The organism is Methanoregula sp., assembly GCF_052325125.1.
Classification (GTDB): Archaea; Halobacteriota; Methanomicrobia; order Methanomicrobiales; family Methanospirillaceae; genus Methanoregula.
In genome coordinates this window covers 14,337-34,510 of record NZ_JBKQWO010000013.1, presented here as the reverse complement: position 1 = coordinate 34,510, position 20,174 = coordinate 14,337, and the positions used below count along the sequence as shown (strand labels likewise).

At 55.7% G+C, this 20,174-nt stretch carries 19 protein-coding genes; 9 read left to right on the top strand and 10 right to left on the bottom strand.

The window, feature by feature from the left end; translation table 11 throughout:
• Positions 1-310: 310 nt before the first annotated feature.
• A complete protein-coding gene (locus tag ACLQMU_RS03375; protein WP_424040144.1) occupies positions 311-502 on the top strand; it encodes a hypothetical protein in 192 nt (63 codons plus the stop codon).
• Complete coding sequence (locus tag ACLQMU_RS03370) at positions 499-1,917, top strand: beta-propeller fold lactonase family protein (protein WP_443673541.1); 1,419 nt, start codon at positions 499-501, stop codon at positions 1,915-1,917. The genes ACLQMU_RS03375 and ACLQMU_RS03370 overlap by 4 nt, the downstream gene beginning before the upstream one ends.
• A 531-nt stretch (positions 1,918-2,448) precedes the next feature.
• Here ACLQMU_RS03370 and ACLQMU_RS03365 read toward each other — a convergent pair.
• Entirely contained in the window at positions 2,449-3,000 is a 552-nt protein-coding gene (locus ACLQMU_RS03365) for an NADPH-dependent FMN reductase (RefSeq protein ID WP_424039316.1), read from the bottom strand.
• 206 nt (positions 3,001-3,206) lie between these two features.
• On the opposite strand from ACLQMU_RS03365, the gene ACLQMU_RS03360 reads away from it, so the two are divergent.
• A complete protein-coding gene (locus ACLQMU_RS03360) occupies positions 3,207-4,001 on the top strand; it encodes a hypothetical protein (RefSeq protein WP_422148675.1) in 795 nt (264 codons plus the stop codon).
• A gap of 138 nt (positions 4,002-4,139) precedes the next feature.
• The gene (locus ACLQMU_RS03355; RefSeq protein ID WP_422148676.1) at positions 4,140-4,475 is read left to right on the top strand and encodes a hypothetical protein; all 336 of its coding nucleotides are present in this window, start codon (positions 4,140-4,142) and stop codon (positions 4,473-4,475) included.
• Positions 4,476-4,874: 399 nt separating this feature from the next.
• Here the strand turns inward: ACLQMU_RS03355 and ACLQMU_RS03350 are convergent, their stop codons facing one another.
• Positions 4,875-5,540 carry a 4Fe-4S double cluster binding domain-containing protein gene (locus tag ACLQMU_RS03350; protein WP_424039313.1) on the bottom strand — a complete coding sequence of 222 codons (666 nt, stop codon included), beginning with the start codon at positions 5,538-5,540 and terminating at the stop codon, positions 4,875-4,877.
• A 352-nt stretch (positions 5,541-5,892) separates the two neighbouring features.
• On the opposite strand from ACLQMU_RS03350, the gene ACLQMU_RS03345 reads away from it, so the two are divergent.
• Positions 5,893-7,914: a serine hydrolase domain-containing protein gene (locus ACLQMU_RS03345; protein WP_422148678.1), complete on the top strand. Its 2,022-nt coding sequence runs from the start codon at positions 5,893-5,895 to the stop codon at positions 7,912-7,914.
• A 184-nt stretch (positions 7,915-8,098) separates the two neighbouring features.
• Positions 8,099-8,620: a RidA family protein gene (locus tag ACLQMU_RS03340; protein WP_422148679.1), complete on the top strand. Its 522-nt coding sequence runs from the start codon at positions 8,099-8,101 to the stop codon at positions 8,618-8,620.
• Between the two features lie 422 nt (positions 8,621-9,042).
• Here ACLQMU_RS03340 and ACLQMU_RS03335 read toward each other — a convergent pair whose 3' ends face one another.
• The 3 genes from ACLQMU_RS03335 to ACLQMU_RS03325 all read right to left on the bottom strand — a co-directional run bounded on the left by ACLQMU_RS03335 (position 9,043) and on the right by ACLQMU_RS03325 (position 13,711).
• Positions 9,043-9,240 (bottom strand): hypothetical protein, encoded by a 198-nt coding sequence (locus ACLQMU_RS03335; protein WP_422150281.1) that lies wholly within the window; start codon positions 9,238-9,240, stop codon positions 9,043-9,045.
• Between the two features lie 308 nt (positions 9,241-9,548).
• The gene (locus ACLQMU_RS03330) at positions 9,549-12,617 is read right to left on the bottom strand and encodes a response regulator (protein WP_422150280.1); all 3,069 of its coding nucleotides are present in this window, start codon (positions 12,615-12,617) and stop codon (positions 9,549-9,551) included.
• A gap of 476 nt (positions 12,618-13,093) precedes the next feature.
• Positions 13,094-13,711: an isochorismatase family protein gene (locus ACLQMU_RS03325; RefSeq protein ID WP_424040602.1), complete on the bottom strand. Its 618-nt coding sequence runs from the start codon at positions 13,709-13,711 to the stop codon at positions 13,094-13,096.
• Positions 13,712-13,903: 192 nt separating this feature from the next.
• Here ACLQMU_RS03325 and ACLQMU_RS03320 point away from each other — a divergent pair, with 192 nt between their 5' ends.
• Positions 13,904-14,251 carry a winged helix-turn-helix transcriptional regulator gene (locus ACLQMU_RS03320; protein WP_422150278.1) on the top strand — a complete coding sequence of 116 codons (348 nt, stop codon included), beginning with the start codon at positions 13,904-13,906 and terminating at the stop codon, positions 14,249-14,251.
• Positions 14,252-14,348: 97 nt separating this feature from the next.
• Here ACLQMU_RS03320 and ACLQMU_RS03315 read toward each other — a convergent pair whose 3' ends face one another.
• From ACLQMU_RS03315 to ACLQMU_RS03300, 4 genes are all read right to left on the bottom strand, one after another.
• Positions 14,349-14,906: a ferredoxin domain-containing protein gene (locus ACLQMU_RS03315; RefSeq protein WP_422150277.1), complete on the bottom strand. Its 558-nt coding sequence runs from the start codon at positions 14,904-14,906 to the stop codon at positions 14,349-14,351.
• Between the two features lie 134 nt (positions 14,907-15,040).
• The gene (locus ACLQMU_RS03310; RefSeq protein ID WP_424040603.1) at positions 15,041-15,742 is read right to left on the bottom strand and encodes a CDGSH iron-sulfur domain-containing protein; all 702 of its coding nucleotides are present in this window, start codon (positions 15,740-15,742) and stop codon (positions 15,041-15,043) included.
• Positions 15,743-15,872: 130 nt separating this feature from the next.
• Entirely contained in the window at positions 15,873-16,310 is a 438-nt protein-coding gene (locus ACLQMU_RS03305) for an ester cyclase (protein WP_422150275.1), read from the bottom strand.
• Between the two features lie 231 nt (positions 16,311-16,541).
• Entirely contained in the window at positions 16,542-17,039 is a 498-nt protein-coding gene (locus ACLQMU_RS03300) for a multiprotein bridging factor aMBF1 (protein WP_424040605.1), read from the bottom strand.
• A 150-nt stretch (positions 17,040-17,189) separates the two neighbouring features.
• On the opposite strand from ACLQMU_RS03300, the gene ACLQMU_RS03295 reads away from it, so the two are divergent.
• Positions 17,190-18,419: a proteasome-activating nucleotidase gene (locus ACLQMU_RS03295; RefSeq protein WP_422150283.1), complete on the top strand. Its 1,230-nt coding sequence runs from the start codon at positions 17,190-17,192 to the stop codon at positions 18,417-18,419.
• Positions 18,420-18,675: 256 nt separating this feature from the next.
• A complete protein-coding gene (locus ACLQMU_RS03290; RefSeq protein WP_422150273.1) occupies positions 18,676-19,380 on the top strand; it encodes an FKBP-type peptidyl-prolyl cis-trans isomerase in 705 nt (234 codons plus the stop codon).
• A 617-nt stretch (positions 19,381-19,997) separates the two neighbouring features.
• Here ACLQMU_RS03290 and ACLQMU_RS03285 read toward each other — a convergent pair.
• Positions 19,998-20,174, bottom strand: a complete 177-nt coding sequence (locus ACLQMU_RS03285) for a hypothetical protein (RefSeq protein ID WP_422150272.1) — start codon at positions 20,172-20,174, stop codon at positions 19,998-20,000.

Below are 20,174 nucleotides of genomic sequence, written 5' to 3'. Positions count from 1 at the left end.
GAACCGGATGTCGGAGCCGTGTTTGAGGGAAAAATCCGCGCCCCTCCGGGGCACGGCGGGGCGAGTGCGGTTTTATATTTCCTGATCCGCCGCAGGGGCGCCCCGTCGTGAATTCCTTTCCGGAGATGGCACGCGTAAAAAAAACAATGCCACCGTACCCAAAATTTATCAACCAGCCCCTCCTAAAATACGATGAACACGACTGGAATGCTGTTTTTTTATAAGCACGTTCCCCGCAGGGAAGGGAAAATCCCTGCTCCCCGTGATTGGTTCGCGACAATAAAAACCCGGTAAATGAGAGTAGAGGGAAATGAATAATCTGCGGATAATGTTTGGAGGGATCCTGCTCATCGGCCTGCTCTCCTGCAGCGCGGCGGCGGCACCGTTTGCCTATGTTGCAAACTATGACAGTAATAGTGTCTCGGTGATCGACACGTTATCAAATGCGGTTGTGCAAACCATAAGCAGCGGTATGGCATCCGGCCCCTTGGCGTTGCTGTGAGCCCGGACGGTTCAACGGTCTACGTGGCAGACAGTCCATCTGCGAGTGTCTCGGTGATCAGCACCGCATCAAATCAGGTCGTCGCTACGATTACTGGTGTTTCCAACCCTACGGGCATTGTAGTGAGCCCGGACAATTCAACGGTCTACGTGACGGATCTTGGCACAACCCCTAAAGTCATCACGGTAATCAATACCTCCAAGGATCAGATTGTTAATACGATTACTCTTGCCAGTAGTGCCGGACCTACGGGCATTGCAGTGAGCCCGGACAATTCAACGATCTACGTGGCGGACAATAACAACAACGCAGTCACGATAATCAATACCTCTACGGAGAGTATTACCGGTACGATAAAGGTAGGATCCGGTCCTCAGGGCATTGTAGTGAGCCCGGACGGTTCAACGGTCTATGTGGTAAATGGAGGAAGCAACAACGTCTCGGTGATTAACACTGCCACCAATTCCCTTATCACAAACGTGACGGTGGGAAGTTCCCCCATGGGTGTGGCGGTTACTCCTGACGGTTCAAAGGTATATGTATCGAACAATGGAGGGACTACGGTCACGGTGATTAATACCACCGACAATACGGTTTCTGCAACCGTGACCGTCGGTACCGGGCCGTGGGGCGTTGCCGTGACCCCGGATGGATCAAAAGTATATGTCGCAAACTCGAACAGCAACAGCGTATCAGTGATTACCACCGCAACAAATCTGGTCGCCGCAACGGTGCCTGTCGGGTCCGGACCCGAGTCTTTCGGTCCGTTTATCATGTCATCCGCGACAAGGACTGCGGCACCGGTTATCACCACGCCGGTCTACGCCGGGGCAACGAGTGTGAGCGGCACGGCAGCGGCGGGTGCCAGCGTCGTGCTCACGTACAATGCGGTGCGCCAGGCGGCGGTGACGGCAACGGGAGGGGCCTGGACGGTCCCCGTTCCCGCACTCGCGACCACCGACACCCTCTCGGTGACCGCCTGGCTGAGCCCGGACAGGATGAGTGCACCGGTAACTGCTACGGTCGTACCGGCCCCGACCCCGACCCCGACCCCCACACCCATAGCATCTGGTGGTCACGGTAGCAGGACAACCTATTGGGCCAGCTCCGGTGCAAGCGATCAGGGGTATACCGGCCCCCAGCCGACGCCGCTTGGCTTCAGCCAGACACCGGCCCAGCCGGCCGTTCTTCCTGAAACACCCCGGCAGCAACAGGCGCCGGCGGAGACACCGGCCGCAGCCCAAACCACCTCAGCGCCGGCAGCCGGTTCAGAGCCCGGCACATCGCCCGGGACCCCGGTAATCCCGGTGGTGACAGGGGTTGCCGGGGTCGGGGTTGTTGGCGGAGGCGGGTTCCTGGTCCGGCGCTGGTGGATCCAACGGCAGAACCCGGCGCTGTTCAGGAAATACAATTAACCTTTTTTTAGCGTTTTTCCTGGCCTGGTCCGGGCAGGGATGATGAAAATTCCAAAAAAGCCCGGCTCAGCAGCTGAAGATTTTCAAAAATGATCGGATCGCCAGATGATGATTCCGGAAAAAGAGCGACCCGGTAGCAGAAAATAAAAAAAAAAGATCGGTGATTCCCGACATTCTTCCCTGTTTACATCACGTTATGATCCGTCCCGTTTTGTTTTTTTAAAGACCGGATACTGTATTGGAGCAGGCGCCTCCAGACCGGAACTCTCCTTTCGGCACATGGATCCCGAACCGTGCACCTTTTCAGGGCTCACCGGTCTCCCGTATCGTGATTTCGGCGATTTCAGGGATCTCCGCGGACCAGGGAACAACCCGGGCACCGGTTCCCCGCCCGCAGCCTGGCCCCGCAGACAGCAGTTGATACATCAAGGGCGTAAAAACCACGTGATTCCCGGCTCTCCCGTCATAGCGCCTCTGCAGATGCCGTCATCGCGGCAGGAACCCGGCGAATCATTACTTCTTCCGCGCGTCTCACCCCACGTTCTTTTTTATCCACGCGCAATAGTGGTCCATCCAGTTCTGCAGGTAGGCCCTGCTCCCGGCCCCGATATTTCCTGCGTCGTCAAACATGCCTTCGCGCATCTGGAGGTATGCCTCGGGCTGGCGCATCACCGCAACGTCAAGATACGAGAGGACATTCCGGAGATGCTGCTGGGCCATCGCCGTCCCGACAGCCCCGGTGGAGACGCCGATGATCCCTGCCGGTTTTCCCGCCCACGCACTCTGGCCGGTCGGGCGGGAGCCGCAATCGAGCGCGTTCTTGAGCAGCCCCGGGATCGAACGGTTGTATTCCGGGGAAACGAAGAGGAAACCGTTCGCGGCCCTGATCTCGCTTTTCATCCTTACGACCGCCGGAGCCGGGTGCTCGTCGTCGTCCTGGTTATACAGCGGAAGGTCGCCGATCTGCACCTGGCGGAAGGAAAATTCCGGCGGCGCAAGCTTCACGATGGCATCGGCAAGTTTCCGGTTGAACGAATCCTTCCGGAGACTGCCGATGATAACGGCAATCTGGTACTGGCTCATACTTTTACCTTCGGTGGGGTAAGGTATCTGTATTTCCCTCACCATCTACACGTGCATCCGCATGTCCGGACAAGAGCATCTCCATTCCGGGAGGCAATGCATTTCAAATCGTTGTTTGCCGTGCGGGGGTGTGAAAATGACCGCTTGAAAAAATCACAGAAACCGGAAAGGAAACGGTTATCATTGTAAGAATTTACTGCTAGTTGATGAAGCCCGAATATATTGCATCTCTCATGATCATACTTGTCGGTGCGATTTTTATGGCAGGATGCACAAGTTCAACAACTACCCCGGTGACAGCATCGACATCAGCACCGACACAGATCGCAACTCCGGCGCCAGTTGTTACAACCGCACAACCAACCACCGCAGCCACGACCCCTGCAACTACCAGTGTACCGACAACAATTGCGATCGCTCTAAATGCAACTCCGGCAATAACAATACAACCAACGACAACCATTGACGTTACCAATTATACTTACAATATTACTGACCCCAGAATCCTCAAACTGACTTTCAGCAATTATGAATATACTAACCCGAACGGTCAATTAACACCGTGGACACTTCCAGATTGTAACATGGCGGAAATATTCCCGGATATTGTAAACAATCCCAATTACGGATTTAATGCATCGTTTTCTGATCTCACTGCAATCTCCCCCGAACAATTTAATGCAATTTATCGGGAATATATTGAGGGTGCGAATCAGAATTCACAATCTGTAGGAACAAAACAATGCTATGGTTCAACCGTCTACCATCAATGGACATTCTATGAGATTTCGGCGCTCATCTCCCCCACCAATGTTAATCCGGCGGATTACGAAATAGTAATGGTTCCCCAAGGATATGCTAAGGATTTGGCATACATCAATCTGACCCAGCAATTATCGAGCGCTAACCCCAATGTTGAGTTGGATAGTTACATTCCTGTCAGAGTAGACCAGAGTCAGCACATTGACAATGCTGTATTACGATTTTACAAATTGGATTAACCATCTGGTAACCCCCGTAATTTTTTATCCCGGGATTTCGCATGGACGGTTGATTCATTCTCACGCCATCACGACCGTGTGGAAGCCTTTTGTAGTTTCATGGTATACAAATGATAAATCAGTAGTTTAGTGATCACCATGACCGAAAAGAAAGGGCACTTTGAGAAGGGGCATTGGATAGAAGAACCCGTCGCAGCCCCCGCAAAAGAGGAGAACCAGATTGACATCCGCATTGCCGCCGCCACCAAATCGGTCATCTCTGCGATGAACGACCTCGCAAAGGTCACCCACGATCTCGTGGCAACGGATGAGGGCAAGAAGTATATCGAGAATACCGTGAAAGAGACGACAGGCCAGGTCCAGAAGTCCTTTGACGACATCCTTGCCCGGGCCAAGGCCGAAGTGGACAAGGCGAAGGCCGATGCGGAAAAGGCAAAGGCGGATGCGAATAAACCCCCCGGGCCAAAAAAGTAAGCGATAGCGGGAGATTCCGCAGGGGATCCCAGTCTCTTTTTTTCCTTTTTTGCGATTTTTTTGCTCTGGAGAAATCCTGTTTTGAGAAATATACGCCCCCCCCTTACGCCAGCCCTGCCCCCCGAGGGGGGCAGGGGCGTATGCGATGTCTCCGTATTACCTGTGGCGGGATGCGGATATGAGTACAGGTAAACACTATCACAACCGGGGGATGCCATAGCGGCGGGGGCGAAGGCGTGCCGGAGACCTAAAAGAGCGTTTGTACAATTCTCTTCTGGGATTTCAACAGAGCAAATTTTTTTGCATTCTGCGAGGGAGGCCCGCAGGCGTACACATCCGTCTTCTTTGCCGGTATGCAGTTGAACTGCTGCACCCGTTTTTAGTCGCCCGCCAAACGGTTTACCGGGCTCCCCAGGGTCTCTGGCCAATCGGGCAGACATCGGCACAGATCGTACAGTATCTCAGTTCCTTCTCCGGTCCGGCCGGGATATATTCCCCTTTTTCTGCACGGTAGGCGCCGCAGCGGAGCCCGTCAAATGAATCCTCCCGGATTGCTCCCGCCGGGCACGCCAGAACGCACTCGCCGCACCGGGTGCAGACCGGTGCGTGGCATACCGGACGATACCGGGACGGCGCGTCGGTCGCGAGAACGCTCAGCTGGATCCATGGGCCCCAGAGAGGATGCAACAGGAAGACATTGGTCCCGATCCTGCCCGCTCCTGCGGCCTCGGCAACCGACCGGAACTGCAGGCCACTCTCCCCGGGATACGGAACGATATCTGTCCGGAATCCGCAGGCTCCAAGCGCGTTTGCGATCTCTTCACAGATTTTTTTACTGCGATCATCTGCGTCGCAGTGGTGCAACCCGTCTTCTTTTAAAAACCATCTCCATTCGTCCTTTGTCACAATATGATAGCCAAGTACGATCGCTGTTCCGGATGCCGGGAAGAACCGGGAAAAAAATTCCCTTTCCCGCGTAGCCAGCGATGAAACGGGGATTGCCCAGGCTGCGCAACAGGGATAGTTCCGGATAACCGGGTTGATGATATCTTCGGCAAATATCATGAGGTCAGTGCCAGTTCCGTATTGGAACGTATTTTAACAGGAGTAGAATTCCCTGCCCCATAATCATATCGTGGAAAAACGGGAGGAAATGGGCTTATGACCCTCCCGATTTACCTCCCGCAGGTTTCGCCCCGCCATAAGCATATGGTTCAGTTGGCCATCCTCCTCGCTCGTTTGGGGACAGGGGAGCGTCAGTCCCTGAAATTACGATCGCCCGGCCCTCCCCCGCAGAAACCTTAAGAGGTGCCCCCCCACCCGGGCGAGGGAGCTGATCTCACTTCCTTTTTCAGGACTCCTGTCCGGAGCAAAAAACCGGTGCAGGCTGCCACTGGAGGAAAGGATCAGAATTCCTATGTATCAGGAACGCCAGTTTTCTTCTATGAAGTTTATCGGGTTGCTCGTGTGCCTCTGTTTTCTTGTCCTTGCGGTTTCGGCAGGCCCCCCGCAGGAAGGGACGGGGACGGCCGGAACTATCACTCAGGCCATACCGCTCGCGCAGGTTTCCGGGAACAGCACGCCGCCAAACGGCCCCTCCGATCCGGCCGAGGTCGAGGCGTTCTTCGACCGGGTCATGCCGGCAAACCTTGCCAGGTACAATGTTCCCGGGGCAACGGTTGCCGTCGTGAAGGACGGCAGGGTCGTCTTAATTAAAGGCTACGGCTACAGTGACATCAATAACAAGACGCTCGTCGATGCGAATACGACAACGTTCCGTATCGCGTCGGTCACGAAACTCTTCACCTGGACCGCAGTGATGCAGCTCGAAGAGGCGGGGAAGATCGACCTCAATGCGGATGTCAACACGTACCTGAAGGGCTTTGAGATCCCGGATACCTATCCGGGACATCCGGTAACGATGCGCTCCCTTATGACGCACACCGCGGGGTTCGAGGACGAAAACCGGCACAGCGAGGCCGACAATGCTACTGATATCATTCCCTTGCAGCAATACTGCGCCGACAATATACCTGCCCGCGTATATCCGCCCGGAACAGTCTCTTCGTACTCCAATTACGGTGCAGCACTCGCGGCGGTAGTAGTCGAGGACGTCTCGGGAATGCCGTTTGACCAGTACCTCCAGTCGCATATCTTAACACCCCTTTCGATGAACCAGACCAGCATTCGGGAAGACCTCCCGCCAGACCTTGCTTCCAACCTCTCGGCGGGATACCTGTATGCCAATGGCGTGAATGTCCCCGTCCACGATGCCATCGTAGTTGCGGGCCCTGCAGGGTCGATCAGTTCTACCGCGCCCGACATGGCGAAATTCATGCTTGCCCACCTCGGGAACGGGACGTACGGGAATGCGACGATCCTCTCCGGACAGGCCGCGAGCCTGATGCATGCCCGGGCGTTCGCTAACGACCCCCGTGTTGCCGGGATGTGCCTCGGGTTTTACGAGCAGCAGTACAATGGCGTGCGGACGATCGGACACGGCGGCGATACGGATACGTTCCACTCCCTTCTCATTCTCCTGCCCGATCAGCAGGCCGGGTTCTTTGTCGCGTACAACAGTCCGGGAGGAAGTCCGGCCCGCGACGAACTGTTCACGGAGTTCATGAACCACTATTACCCGGCGGAGCCCCCGGCGGTGCCCGTACCCGGTCCATCGGATGCCTCCCGGTTGCAGCAGTATGCCGGCACCTATGAAAGCAATCGCCATTCCTATACGAAATTCGATAAGTTCGTAACCCCGAACCCGCAGCTGGAGATTTCGGCAACACCGAACGGCACGCTGACGACTTCCACGGGCGGTTCTGCCGAGCTCGTCGAAGTCCGGCCCGGTGTATTCTCCCCGCAAAACGGGATCCTCCCGGCGAGCGGGAACCTCGTGTTCCATGCCGCGGCGGATGGAGCCGTCGACTATTTCTGTCTTGGGAATATGCCGTTTCTGGTCTATGACCGGGTCCCGTGGTATGCGACCGCAGGATTCCTGGACGATCTCATGACCGCAGCCGGCATCCTGCTGGCAACCGTCCTGCTCTGGCCGCTGCTCTTTGTATTCCGCAGGGCTTATGCGATCCCGGAACCGTCGGTACCGATAGAAGCCCGGATCGCACGCTGGATCGCGGGAGCTGCCGCACTTGTCCTCCTCGTGTTTACCGTTGTCCTGCTCCCGGCTGTCACGGCCGACAAAGGCCTGGTGCATGCCTACCTGTTTGACCAGGCGGTACCTGCCCTCCTCACCGCCGTCCTGACCGTCCCGGTCATTGCGGCGGTTCTCACCGGGTTAACCGTCATCTTTACTGTGCTCGCATGGAAGAGCAGGTACTGGACATTCCAGCACCTGCTGCATTATACGATCATCACCATTGCGCTCGTCGCGATGCTCTGGTGGGTGAATTTCTGGAACCTCTGGGTCTTCTGCCTGTAAAGAAACCCGGGGAACCGTCCCCTATTTTTGTATTCCCTGGCCTTGCATTTTTTACGATGGGATGCAAGGCTCATGCAGAACCTGTATTCACATGGATCGCCTTAAGCGATTCTTTTTTGCCTGCAGGGAGAGATCCCGGCTGGTAAAAACGGCGTCCGGGTGAAAATTATTTATGGCACACAACGTGAGTCTTGTATGGCAACCAAAGGAAGCGCCCCCCATGAATGTCGACAAGAATCATGCGATCATCGCGCTGGTGTTTATCTGCGGGATCCTCGCCGGCGGAGTACTTGCCGGAGCTCTCCAGCCCCGGCCGGTACATTCGGCAAAACAGACCGTGCATTCAGAGAACGCACCAGAACCGATAGGGCCGTACAGCCAGGCTGTGCAGTCCGGTAATTTCGTATTCCTGTCCGGGCAGATCGGGATCGACCCGGCAACGGGAAACCTCACCGGCAGCAGCGCCGGAGGGCAGACCGCACAGGCAATGGAGAACCTCCAGGCCGTCCTTAATGCATCAGACCTCAGTCTTGGGGACGTTGTGCAGACGCGGATCTACTTCACCAACATGAGCGACTGGGCAGCGATAAACGGGATCTACGCCTCGTACTTCAACAACACCTACCCGGCCCGGGCCGCCGTACAGGTGGCAGGGCTGCCAAAAGGTGCAAAAGTCGAAATTGAGATGGTGGCAGAGGCACGGTAAGGAAGCGAGTATGCTTATTTTAAGGCGGCCCGGTTGCCCTGTCAGAATTCCATGACGCGGAGCCGGCCATTCCCGGAAACCCGGCAGGGCCCGTGAGGCATCCAAAAAAGGTCAGCTCGAAATCCGGTATTTGGGAAAGAATCCGGCACTGTAGAAAACCTGTTTTAAAAATTATGCGCCCCCCCTTACGCCAGCCCTGCCCCCGATGGGGGTGGGGGCGTATGCGATGCCTCCGTATTACCTGTGTCGGGGTGCAGACACAAGTACAGGTAATACAGCACTATCGCGAAGCGGGGGATGCCTCTAGCGTGCGGGGGCGAAAGGCCAGCCGGAGACCTAAAAGAGCGTCCTTACTAATCCCATTCAGGTTTTCTACAGAGTAAAAATCCTGTTCATTCCCGGGATGTGCGGGCCCGGAATTCTCAGGACAACGGGGGGCATTCCCCGGTTTTTCCCGGGATTTGATCAAAGTGGAGCGATACGAGGATAATGAATACCCCGATCGCGATGATCGCATACCCCTGCGCTTCATCGCCATAGGGGGGGAACACGATTACATAGATCCCGTCAAGAATAACAAAAAGCCCGATGATACACCCTTCAATGCTAAGCGCCTTCATCAACCGCACCCGTCCCGGTTCAGGGTTGGGTGGGATAAGCGGAAATGTCTTTTGCCGGTATCACGGCTCCGGCACCAGCCGGATCACCGCCCGGCTTTTCAGGCCCGGACCGGGGGAGGACAACAGTGCCGTACCGGGGCAGAAAGAAAAAGGAATCTTTTCCCGGCAGTCATGGATTCGCGGGTCATGGCTGCACGACGAAGGGCCACCGGATACCCATACGGGATTTGTGGGGGTAGACCGATGATAGTCAGCAGGGCATTTAATGCGGCAAAACAGAAGGCGGCAATCGCAGGCAGAAGAGGATCTTAATGCACCGGCGAAAGCCGGTATGCTTCACCGGGGATGGTCATCTCGAACCGTGCACCTTTTCCCGCTTCCCCGGTTTCCCGGATGGTGATGCCGGTGATGGACAGGACCTCGCGGGCGAGGAATAGCCCGAAGCCGGTATTTTTCCCGAAACCCTTGGCAAATATCCGGTCCTTGTCGGCATACAGGATGCCCATGCCGTCGTCCTCGCATACGATGATACCTTTGCCGTTTTGCTCTTCCCAGGAGAACCGGATGGTGGTAATCTTCCCGCCGTACCGGACGGCATTATCCATGAGGTTGTAAAAGACCTTGATAATCAGCGGGTCGGCGAATACCTCGGTCCCTCCAGGGATATCGTTTTTTACCGTGATATTCCCGAGCTGGGACTGCTTTGCAGCGGTGTCCACAAGGGTGCGGGTGCCCTGCCATAAGGGTGCGGTGATCCCGATCGCCTCGTATTCTTTGGTGAACCGGATCATCGCGGCAATGCGGTTAACCGCCTGCATGATCCAGGAAAAATAATATTCAAGTGCCGGATCGGGGATCTTTTCGTGAAGCAGCTCGATGAAACCCCCCAGTGCCATGAGCTGGTTGTTGATATCGTGCCTTGTTACACTGTAGAGAAGGTTAAGTTTTTTGTTGGCCTCACGCAACGCTTCTTCTGCCGCCTTGCGTCCGGAGATGTCCTCCATGTGGACCATGACCAGATCCGGGGGGACGAAAGCAGCGATGGAATAGATAGACCTTCCGGGCAGGAAATGCTTTGCTACGATCTCCAGTGAGGTAACGGTCCGGTCCAGGAAACACTGCCTGACCTGGGATACGATTTCCGGCCGGATTTCATATAACTCCGATGCGGTCTTTCCAAGGAACTCATGCAGGAGCCCGCCGGAGAGGGCTTCCGCCGCCTTGTTATACCCGATAAGGACGAAATCGCCGTCCCGGTGCTGCCAGGTGAGGATCGCGAGCGGATTGTTCTGGTACTGCTCGCGGAACCGGATCTCGCTTGCCTGCAAGGCCTCCTCCGCCACTTTGCGATCGGAAATATCGACAATAAAACCCTCGAGTTCCTGCCGTCCGCTGGAAGAGTTGATATAAGAACGGAACGAGAGCAGTCCGTGGAGCGTACTGCTGTCTTTTCGCCGGTAAAGGTTTTCAGTGGCCTGCCACTTTCCCGATTCAGTTGCCTCTTTGACGAGCACCGATCGTTTCTCCGGGGTTACATAGAGCGTCTCTGCAATGCCGCGCCGGTTTACAACATCGATCAGTTCCTCCGGGGAATCATAGCCTAACATGCGGGCAAACGCCGGGTTCACATCAATAAATTTCCCGTCGGGAAGCGAATGGAATATCCCGATCGGGGCATTTTCGAACAGGGTACGGAAATGTTCTTCGCTCGCACGGAGCGCCTTCTCGGCACTCCTGCGTTCCGTGATGTCTGTCCCGATACTGAACAGGCCGTCAAACTGCCCGTTTTCATCAAAGAGGGGTTTGTTCTGCCACCGGATCCAGACCCGCTGCCCGTCCTTCGTGATGTTTTCATTCTCGTTTACGGTATGGTCCCCGGGATGGCGGATGATGTCTTCGATCATGAGGCTGAGATCCCGGTCGGATCCGGTGGCCGGGACAATGGTACCCATCACGGGTTTTCCGATAATTTCATCGCCGGTATAGCCGAAAAACCGCTGCGCATATTCATTGAGGAAGGTCACGTTCCCTGTTTTATCCCATTTCAGGATGATGCTGTTCGCATTTTCGACCAGCTCGCGGTATTTCTCCTCGCTCTCCCGCAGCAGACGGTCGGCCTTCTTGCGGTGCGTGACATCGCGAAGGATGACAAGGCCGGCAGGATTATTGTGGTATTGGAAAGCTGCGACAGCCGATTCAATCTCTATGGGGGTGCCGTCCATTTTCAGGAACACGGTCTCCTTGAGCCCGGCAGGTTTGCGCTCTTCGGTTACCATCCGTGCACGTTCGCGGATCCCCTCGTGGCATGACGGGTGGATCCGGTCATAGAACGACGTCCCGAGCAGCTGGTCGGCAGATTCTGCACCTATCAGCCGGACCATAGCCGGGTTGACATAGACAAACGTCTCCCCGACCCAGATAAAAATGGCATCAGGCGCCGTTTCAACCAGCGAGTGGAAATTCTCCTCGCTCTCCCGGATCAACCGCTCGCTCCGTGCCAGCTCGTTATACTGGCTGCGCAGCTCTTCCTCGGCAGCGGTGATCTGCTCGACTGCCGCCCGGAGTTCTGCCTCTGCCTTGACGCGCTTGGTGATATCCCGGAGGGATTCAATGGCCCCGGTTATCCTGCCCCGGTTATCGAAGAGGGGAGTGGCAATGAGCCGTAACGTGGCCCCCCTGCCGCTGTACAGGAAGGGGCTTATCGCTTCGGCAATCAGGGCTCGCCCGTTCCTTTTCAGGAGCGGATAGTGTGCCTCAACCGCAGGATCCTCATGGAGCACAAGGTCGATGAGAACCGGTCGCCGTTCATGGTAACCGGGGATCGCGTACTCATAGTTGCCTTTTTCAAGGATTTCTGCAGCTTTGACACCGGTCATCTCCTCCATCGCCCGGTTCCATGCAATGACGGTTCCCGCCGTGTCGATGGCAAAGGTGGCGTCAGGCAGGAAGTTGATGATATCCGCTTCACGGCGCTCATGGTCCCGGATGCTCGCTTCGGCCCGTCTCTGCTGGACTGCCTGGCTGACCTGGTGCGCGAGCTCGGTAAACTGCGATACCGGCTCCCCGCCTTTCTGGAGATAGAAATCGGCCCCCGCGTTCAAGGCCTGGATGACAATATCTTCGCGTCCCCTCCCCGTGAAAAGGATGAACGGGATGATATTTCCTGAAGTCCTTACCCTCTTTAAAAATTCGATGCCATCCATCTCCGGCATCTGGTAATCAGCGATGACAGCATCGTACTTCTTTGAATCCAGGAGGGTAAGAGCGGCCGGGGCAGAGGTGATGATATCGACGCTGAACTGCCCGCCCCGCTCAAGGAAGAGTTTGCCGATATCGAGCATGCCGGGCTCATCATCGACATACAAAATGGAGATCATGTATGTTCGAATATTGTAATTTAAATTCTTCTCTCGATTATGAATAACCTTGGTATCTGTCAGTCAGACCGTCTATGAGGAAAAGAGTCCGCCTGGGGTGGTGTTTGTCTCCTCAAAAGAACTCCCTGCAAACGATATCGCGGGAACACCTGACGGTACAGATCCGGCAGATGCAGCAGACCCGGGGCCAGGCAGGTGGAAAAGATCGCCGGATAATTCCTCCGGGTCCGGCAGCAGATTTCAGCGTCTGGGGACGAGGAGTTTTAAAAGACCCGCATAACACACTGTCCCGCAGCGGGAAGATCGGGTTTTGTGAGGCTTGAACTGACGAGAGGAAAAAGACTCAACGGGTAATGCACCCTGCCTCCCTGAAGCAGTCCGCCTCCCCTGCCCCGTTCATCTGCGGCGGGGCAGGAGCGGCTCTCCATTGCCCATTAAAAGTGCGTGCCTGAAGTGCGTGAGTCCGAAGCCCTGCCCTAGGGCATCCCAAGGCCGATCTGGGCGCCGTACTTCGAGTACACTTCCTTTACGAGCTGCATGGATTTCGGGTTGCCCCAGTCATGCATCCACTCCGATACGAGCGATTCGACCGTGATCGGGATCACGCCGGCCTGGATCATCCGCCTGATACCGAACATATGGGCGGCAGGAGTCGAATCCCCGGCCGCGTCCATCAGCCCGTACACCTCGTAGCCGTCCCGGATCGCATGGAGGGCGGTGTAAGTAAAGCACATGCTCGTCCACAGCCCTGATACAACCACTTTTTTCCTGCCGGTCTTTTTGAATGCGGCATACGTTGGCTCGTCTTCAAAGGCGTCGAAGCTCGGGATCGCCCGGGCGAATACTTCCTTACCGGGGAACAGGCTGGTGATATCCGCGATGAACTCCCCGTTCCTCTGCGGGCCGATGGCCGACAGGACCACCGGGACATCGAGGATCCCTGCCGCTTTTGCCGCACAGGTCGCCGCCGTCCGGATGAGCGCCTTGTCTCCCGAGGCGACACCGGCAAACATCGCGGGCTGGTAGTCCACGAGCACGAGTGCGCTGTTCTTGTCGGTGAGCAGTTCCAGTTTACCGTCTTTTACCGCTGGCATTTCGTTACCTCTCCTGTATAATTCAGACTATTCCTTTATCTTCCCTATAACGGTATCGGCAATCAAACCTGCAACCAGCTTGATTGGGAAGGAGATCCTGATATCAGTCCTCATCCGGTATAATCCCGGATTGGTATAATTTCAGTAGCAGGTATATTTTAGTAACCAGTTATCCAATTGTTACCGGATTACATGAACCAAAAGGAAACGTCCCGCACCTACCATTGCGAGATCGAGGCTGCCTTTGCAATCGTGGGTGGGAAATGGAAAGCCCGGATCCTCTGGCACATCGGGAATGAAAGACCCCGGTTCAACCAGCTGCGGGATATCCTTGAAAATGTCAGCCCGCGGATGCTCGCAAAACAGCTGCGGGAGCTGGAACGCGACGGGCTCGTCATCCGCACGCTGCACCCCGAGATCCCCCCGCGGGTGGACTACCAGCTCACAGACGCCGGTAAAGCGTTCATCCCGATTCTTGAGCGCATCAGCACATGGGTCCTGGCATATTGTCCCGAGGCCGCAGAAAAGATCGGAAGATAGGGGCGATCCGGGGCCCCTTGCGGGAAATCCCAGAAAAAAAAGAACCCTCTCCGGATACCCGCGCCGGCCCTTTCAGGGTGTACCTGGTTTACCGGTGTTAATGCTCCACAGGGGCAGCAAAGTAGATGTTTCTCCCGGAGGCTTTCAGGGGAATCCCGTACACGATACTGCAGTCCTTGAACATCCCGAGTTTTTGTGCAGCCACGCCCGCGGAATACATGACACGGTTGTCCACGTTGTGGATGCCCGCGGTCTTTACCGCCGACCCGACGGCAATGCCAAGGTCAGTGACCTTCAGGACGCAGTTGGGGCCTTTGTAATCCGTCTTGTTGGCTTTTGCGGCAGCACAGGCTTTTGTCATGTCGGCACAGCTCGTATGGCCGCAGCCCCCGCAGTTCAGCCCGAGGGCTTTCTGCCCGGTGACGCCGATAAGGATCGTGGCATCGCTCGCCTTGACCTGCTCGCCATTGACCCGGAAAAAGTCCATGCCGGTCCCGGCAGCGATGTGAATCATCTTGTCGCCGATCTTATCCTGTTCTTTGCCCGTGACGATCTCGATCTCGATCGAATCCAGCCCTACGGCTTTCGGTGCGGTCCGTGCAGCGAGCGCCATGAGCCCGGCAACCGTTTTTACTGCTTCTGTTTCTGCAGACATAGCAGGTTGTTGGGCACGTTCAAGTAAAAACCAGGGAGTTACACGGATGTTATCATCTTTCATCTGCAGCCAGTCTGGGTCGCGATCAGATGCCGGTCCCCTGGCCGGCTCTTTTTCTCCCTGTCGGCCTGCACTCACTGCCCGATATGGCTCCCGTCGCAGAACGGCTTGTTCCCCGATTTTCCGCATCGGCAGAGGGTGACCCGGTTCCGGATCTCGTAGGGTGTGCCCTCGGCTGACACTACCGGTATACCGCCCCGGACCCAGAGCGGTCCATGCTCTCCGCGGGGCGGGTACTCGACGACGACAATGGACTTTTCCAGGTCCGGTTCGATGGCCTTCCCGGTTGCATTGTCATACACGGCCAGGCGACCCGACGGGCAGTTGCAGGCTTCCTCGATGGCGGTGTCCCGTGCCTCATCATTACCAGACTGCCTGACAAGATTCCAGATGCCGCCGGCCCGCATGCAGAACCGGGCATGGACGCAGAGATGTTCGTTGTCGGCAAGCGTCAGGGCGGGGCCCCTGATGACCTCTGCACCCTCGATGTACGGCTCCCGGTTGCCCGATTCGGTACCGTCAAAATGGACCTGTGCGTGAGTGCCGTCGCAGAATGGCATATTCTTTGACCGGCCGCACCGGCAGAGAGTATACTGCTGCCGGAGCGGGTAGGACTTTGTCTCTTTCCAGGTCCGGCAGTTGCCCTCGTCATCATTGCAGATCTCCTCTGTCTTGAGGGGGATCCCGCCGGTCACGATATAGGGCCCGTCTTTGCTTACCGCGATCTTCATCTGTTCACTGTGGTGATCGGTGGATTTTTCTGGTGTTGTGGTCATGGATGCATCTGGTTTTTTGTGGTTGTACAGGTCTCTTTTACATAAAAAAAGCGGTAGAGTGGAAACGGGGTTCCGCCCCGGCCCCGGCTTTCCCGCACAAAACATCGCGGTGCTGCACGTTCCGGTGGCCTCACATCAGGCCGATCTGCTGCATCAGGGTGATTTTGTCGTAGAATAGTTTCTCCAAAACGATCTCTCCGTTCTTCCAGTGGGCGACCGTGCAGAATTCAACGTTGAACTTCTTCCCGTTGGGCGGGATTATTTTCCCGTCCGGGGTGGTCATCGGGCCTTTGAAGGTGCCGGTAAACTCGGCGACCGAGCAGGTGTAGTCGCCCTGTCCGAAGAATATCCTGTACGGCCGGTTCCCGACCTTGTTGTCCGGGAATATCTTAAAGAATGCGACAGCCTCTTCCTTGTGGGACGGCCGGCCATGGGTCGGTTCTGCCTGTCCCGGCCAGAATACATCGACCTCTTTTGCGTGGCGTTTCTCAAACGTTGCCCAGTCCTGCGTGTTCCAGGCATCGTCCAGCGTCTGCATCAGACGCATATTTTCCTCAACGGTAGACATTACGGTTTCCCGGGTATGGTATGGATACCCGGATAGGATGTATATGGGTGAGTGTATAAAAGCAATGTTTGAGGTGATGATGCCTTCTGAACAGTATCGCAGGAAACGTGAGGACAGCAGTTCCGGGGAGTGTGCGTCCATCGTTTGGGAAGGGCATATGCAACCCGGAAAATATTCCCATCAGAGCAGTGATCGGAGTTATGTAAAAAGGATGCGGGAACCTGCCGCCCGTTATTTTTTCGCTTTCCGGATGACCGTGAGATCGCCCAGCGTCTGGGTAATCTTTGCCTGCGTTTTTCTCTCCGCGTCGCCGGTCAGGACGTCAACGAGTTTGATGCCGAGCGCTTTTTCGAGTTTTCTCCTGACTTCCTCCTCCGGGATAAGCTCGCTTTTTTCGATCTTTTTGATGAGCAGTTCCCGTACCATCAGCTGCAGGGCGAGGTCTTTCTGGGAGAGACCTTTCTCCATCCGGGCGTTCTTTACCCGTTCGGCATAATCCTCGACGATATCGCCTTCCATGTAATCGAACATGTCCCGTTTCCGCTGTGCCGGAGCCGTCGCCGCCTGGGCCCGGGCCCCCTGTGCGGGCCGGGCAGCCGGGCGCTGCACGTCCGTCCGCCGGGGCTGCTGCACCTCGGTACCGAACTTCCCGCACCGGCTGCAGACCTGAAGCTCCGCGCCCTCCACACGGATCAGCTTCGGGATGCCGCGAATCGTTTCTCCACACATTTCGCACTGCATAATCTCACAAACACTTTATATGGCGATTTCCCTATATACCTATTTGAGGAACGAGACGTGGGCGACATTCTCCGGGATACGGCTGAAGCACAGACCCCTGAGGAACTGTGCAGGCTGTACCGTACGCTCAGCGAACAGCTGCGTGACCAGCTCCAGCAGATCGAGAGCGACAAGCAGGATCTCGAGACCCAGACGCTGGACCGGATCGCAAACCTTGAGTCACGCAACCTCGAGCTCCGCGAGCAGATCCGGCAGGTGGAGGCGGACAAGCGGTATATCGAAACCCAGAAGATCCGGTACGAGCGGGAGGTCAGGAAACTCAAGAGCGAGAGCGAGCAGCTCAGGAGCCCGCCGCTCATCATCGGTACCATCGTGGACGTGGTCGATGCATCCCGGGTCATCGTCAGGAGCAGCGCCGGTCCGAGATTTCTCGTACGGAGCTCCCCGAGCATCAACCCGGATGATTTAAAGGCAGGTGCACGCTGCACGCTCAACCAGCAGTCGCTGGCCATTGTCGAACTGCTTCCTAACTCGTTTGATTCACAGGTCTACGGTATGGAACTCGTGGACTCTCCCCTGGAGTCTTACTCGGACATCGGGGGCTTAAAAGAGCAGATAAACGAGATCCGCGAGGCGGTCGAGCTCCCGCTCAAGCGCCCCGAGCTCTTTACCCGTATCGGGATCGAACCCCCCAAGGGCGTGCTGCTCCACGGGCCGCCGGGGACGGGAAAGACCCTGCTTGCAAAGGCGGTCGCCCACGAGACGAACGCCCACTTCATGCGGGTGGTCGGAAGCGAGCTCGTCCAGAAATATATCGGCGAGGGGGCCCGCCTCGTCCGCGAGCTCTTCGACCTTGCAAAGAAGAAGTCCCCGACCATCATCTTCATCGATGAAATCGATGCGGTGGGCGCATCGCGGACCGAGGCAAACACCTCGGGCGATCGCGAAGTGCAGCGCACCCTCATGCAGCTCCTTGCCGGCATGGATGGTTTTGAGAACCGGGGCGATGTGAAGATCATCGGGGCCACAAACCGGATCGACATCCTCGACAAGGCACTGCTCCGGCCCGGCAGGTTCGACCGGATCATCGAGATCCCGCTGCCGGACGAGGAGGGCAGGTTGTCCATCTTAAAAGTACACACCCGGTCGCTCACGATGGACGACAGGGTCAACCTCCCGGAGATTGCGGGCCTGACCGAGGGAAAGAACGGGGCCGATCTCCGGGCGATCTGCATGGAGGCCGGGATGTTTGCCATTAGAAACGATCGGCCCGCGATCACCCGTGAGGACTTCCTTTCTGCAATCGAGAAAGTCCGCCTCGATTTCAGCCGGACCATTCCCGATGTGGAAGGCAGGATGTTTGCGTAATATCTCACAAAATCCCGAGTACTGTTTACGGGACCCGGGCGCCGGCACCGGAAAAATTGGATTGTCCCCGTTTCCCTATTTTCACGGCCCCTAAAAAAAATGACCTGCAACCGTATTTTTTCTGGGGCTCAAAACCCGGACGATAGTTATGCTGCATGGTCGCCCGGTACGGATTTACGCCCTTTATGACCGCGAACTTTTTCCCGTACCACGCCAACAGGTACCGGAGTTATAGAATGCGTGAAGTGAACCGAGTATGACCGATCCAGAAACTCCCGGGGAAAAAACCCCGGACAAAAAAATTACGGAAGAAAATATTCCGGAAGAAAAAACCGGCTCCGCGGATAAGATCACGGGTTCTCCGGAAAACGCCGCTGATGACAAAGGGGGAAAACCCCGGGAAACGACGGAAAAAATCCCCGATAACAAAGCCGCAGGGAAACAAAAGAACCTCCTGATTGCCGTCGGTGTGGCGATCATCGTCATCATTGCCGCGCTCTGTGCCTTTGTTTACCTCACCACGCCGGTTGCGACACAAGGGGATGTCGTATCCGTGTATTACACCGGGGCCTTCGACAACGGTACCGTGTTTGATTCGAATATGAACAGCACGTCGCCGTTCGTATTCAGGATGGACAATTCGAGTGTCATACCCGGTTTTGAGGAAGCGGTGACCGGGATGTCGGTAAACCAGACAAAGACCGTGACCGTTCCCTATGCCGAGGCATATGGGGCGTACGACCCGACTCTCGTCCAGACCGTCAACCGGACAGGTCCTATTGCAAATACGACCTTTGTTGTCGGGCAGCTGTATAAAATCCACTACAAAACAGCAAACACCTACAGTCTCATAAAAATCCTCAATGTTACGCCTGAAACCGTAACCTGGGATGCCAACAGCCCCCTTGCCGGACAGAACCTCACGTTCACGATAACCGTGGTCGGAATCACGAAGCCGTAAGCGGTCATCCCGGCCATCCTTTTTCTGGCCATGCAGAAATCATCAGAATAGCGATGGATTATATCAAGGACTCGAAAAGAGCCCGGTTATTTTTTTAATTTTTGAGAAAAATTACACTTTGTCGGGTGAACATTTATGAGGGCATGATTTTTTTTATTTTGCAATTTCATATCTGCGGACATTTTTCGAAATCACCCTCGACATTAAAAAAAAATGTTCTGTAGAAAACCTTTTTTTAAGAGATACAGCCTCCCCCTTACGCCGGCCCTGCCCCCAAGGGGGCGGGGGCGAAAGGCCCAAAGAAGCGTACTTACAAATCTCATTTTAGGATTCCTGCAGGGCAAAAAACAGAAACAGGGTTCAATGCTCTCGTCCGGTTGTTTTTTTATTTTTTCAAAAATAGTATACTATTCAATGAAATCGGCATCCCGGCATCGCCCTGACGGTCATGGAGCCATCCATCGCGCATAGATAAAAACAACCGGAAAAGGCAGGGGCAGGCAGGGAGCGCGATCGCAGGGCAGTAATGCCCGGAATATACGATGATGCGGCCGGATTGAGACCGGTGGCAGGTTCATTCTGGTGCCTGCTCCAGGTTTTCGGGCTAAAAAGAAGAATCAAAGAGTAATAATTATCTCTTTAAAAAATTCTATTGGCTTTATGAAAGTTAACTCTATGGTTGTTTTACTGGTTCTGGGTATTGTATTAGTTTGCCTGGCTGGATGCACAAGTTCGACATCCGGGCCAGTCCCGACACCAACAGCGACGCCAACTCCACATGCAGGTAATGCCAC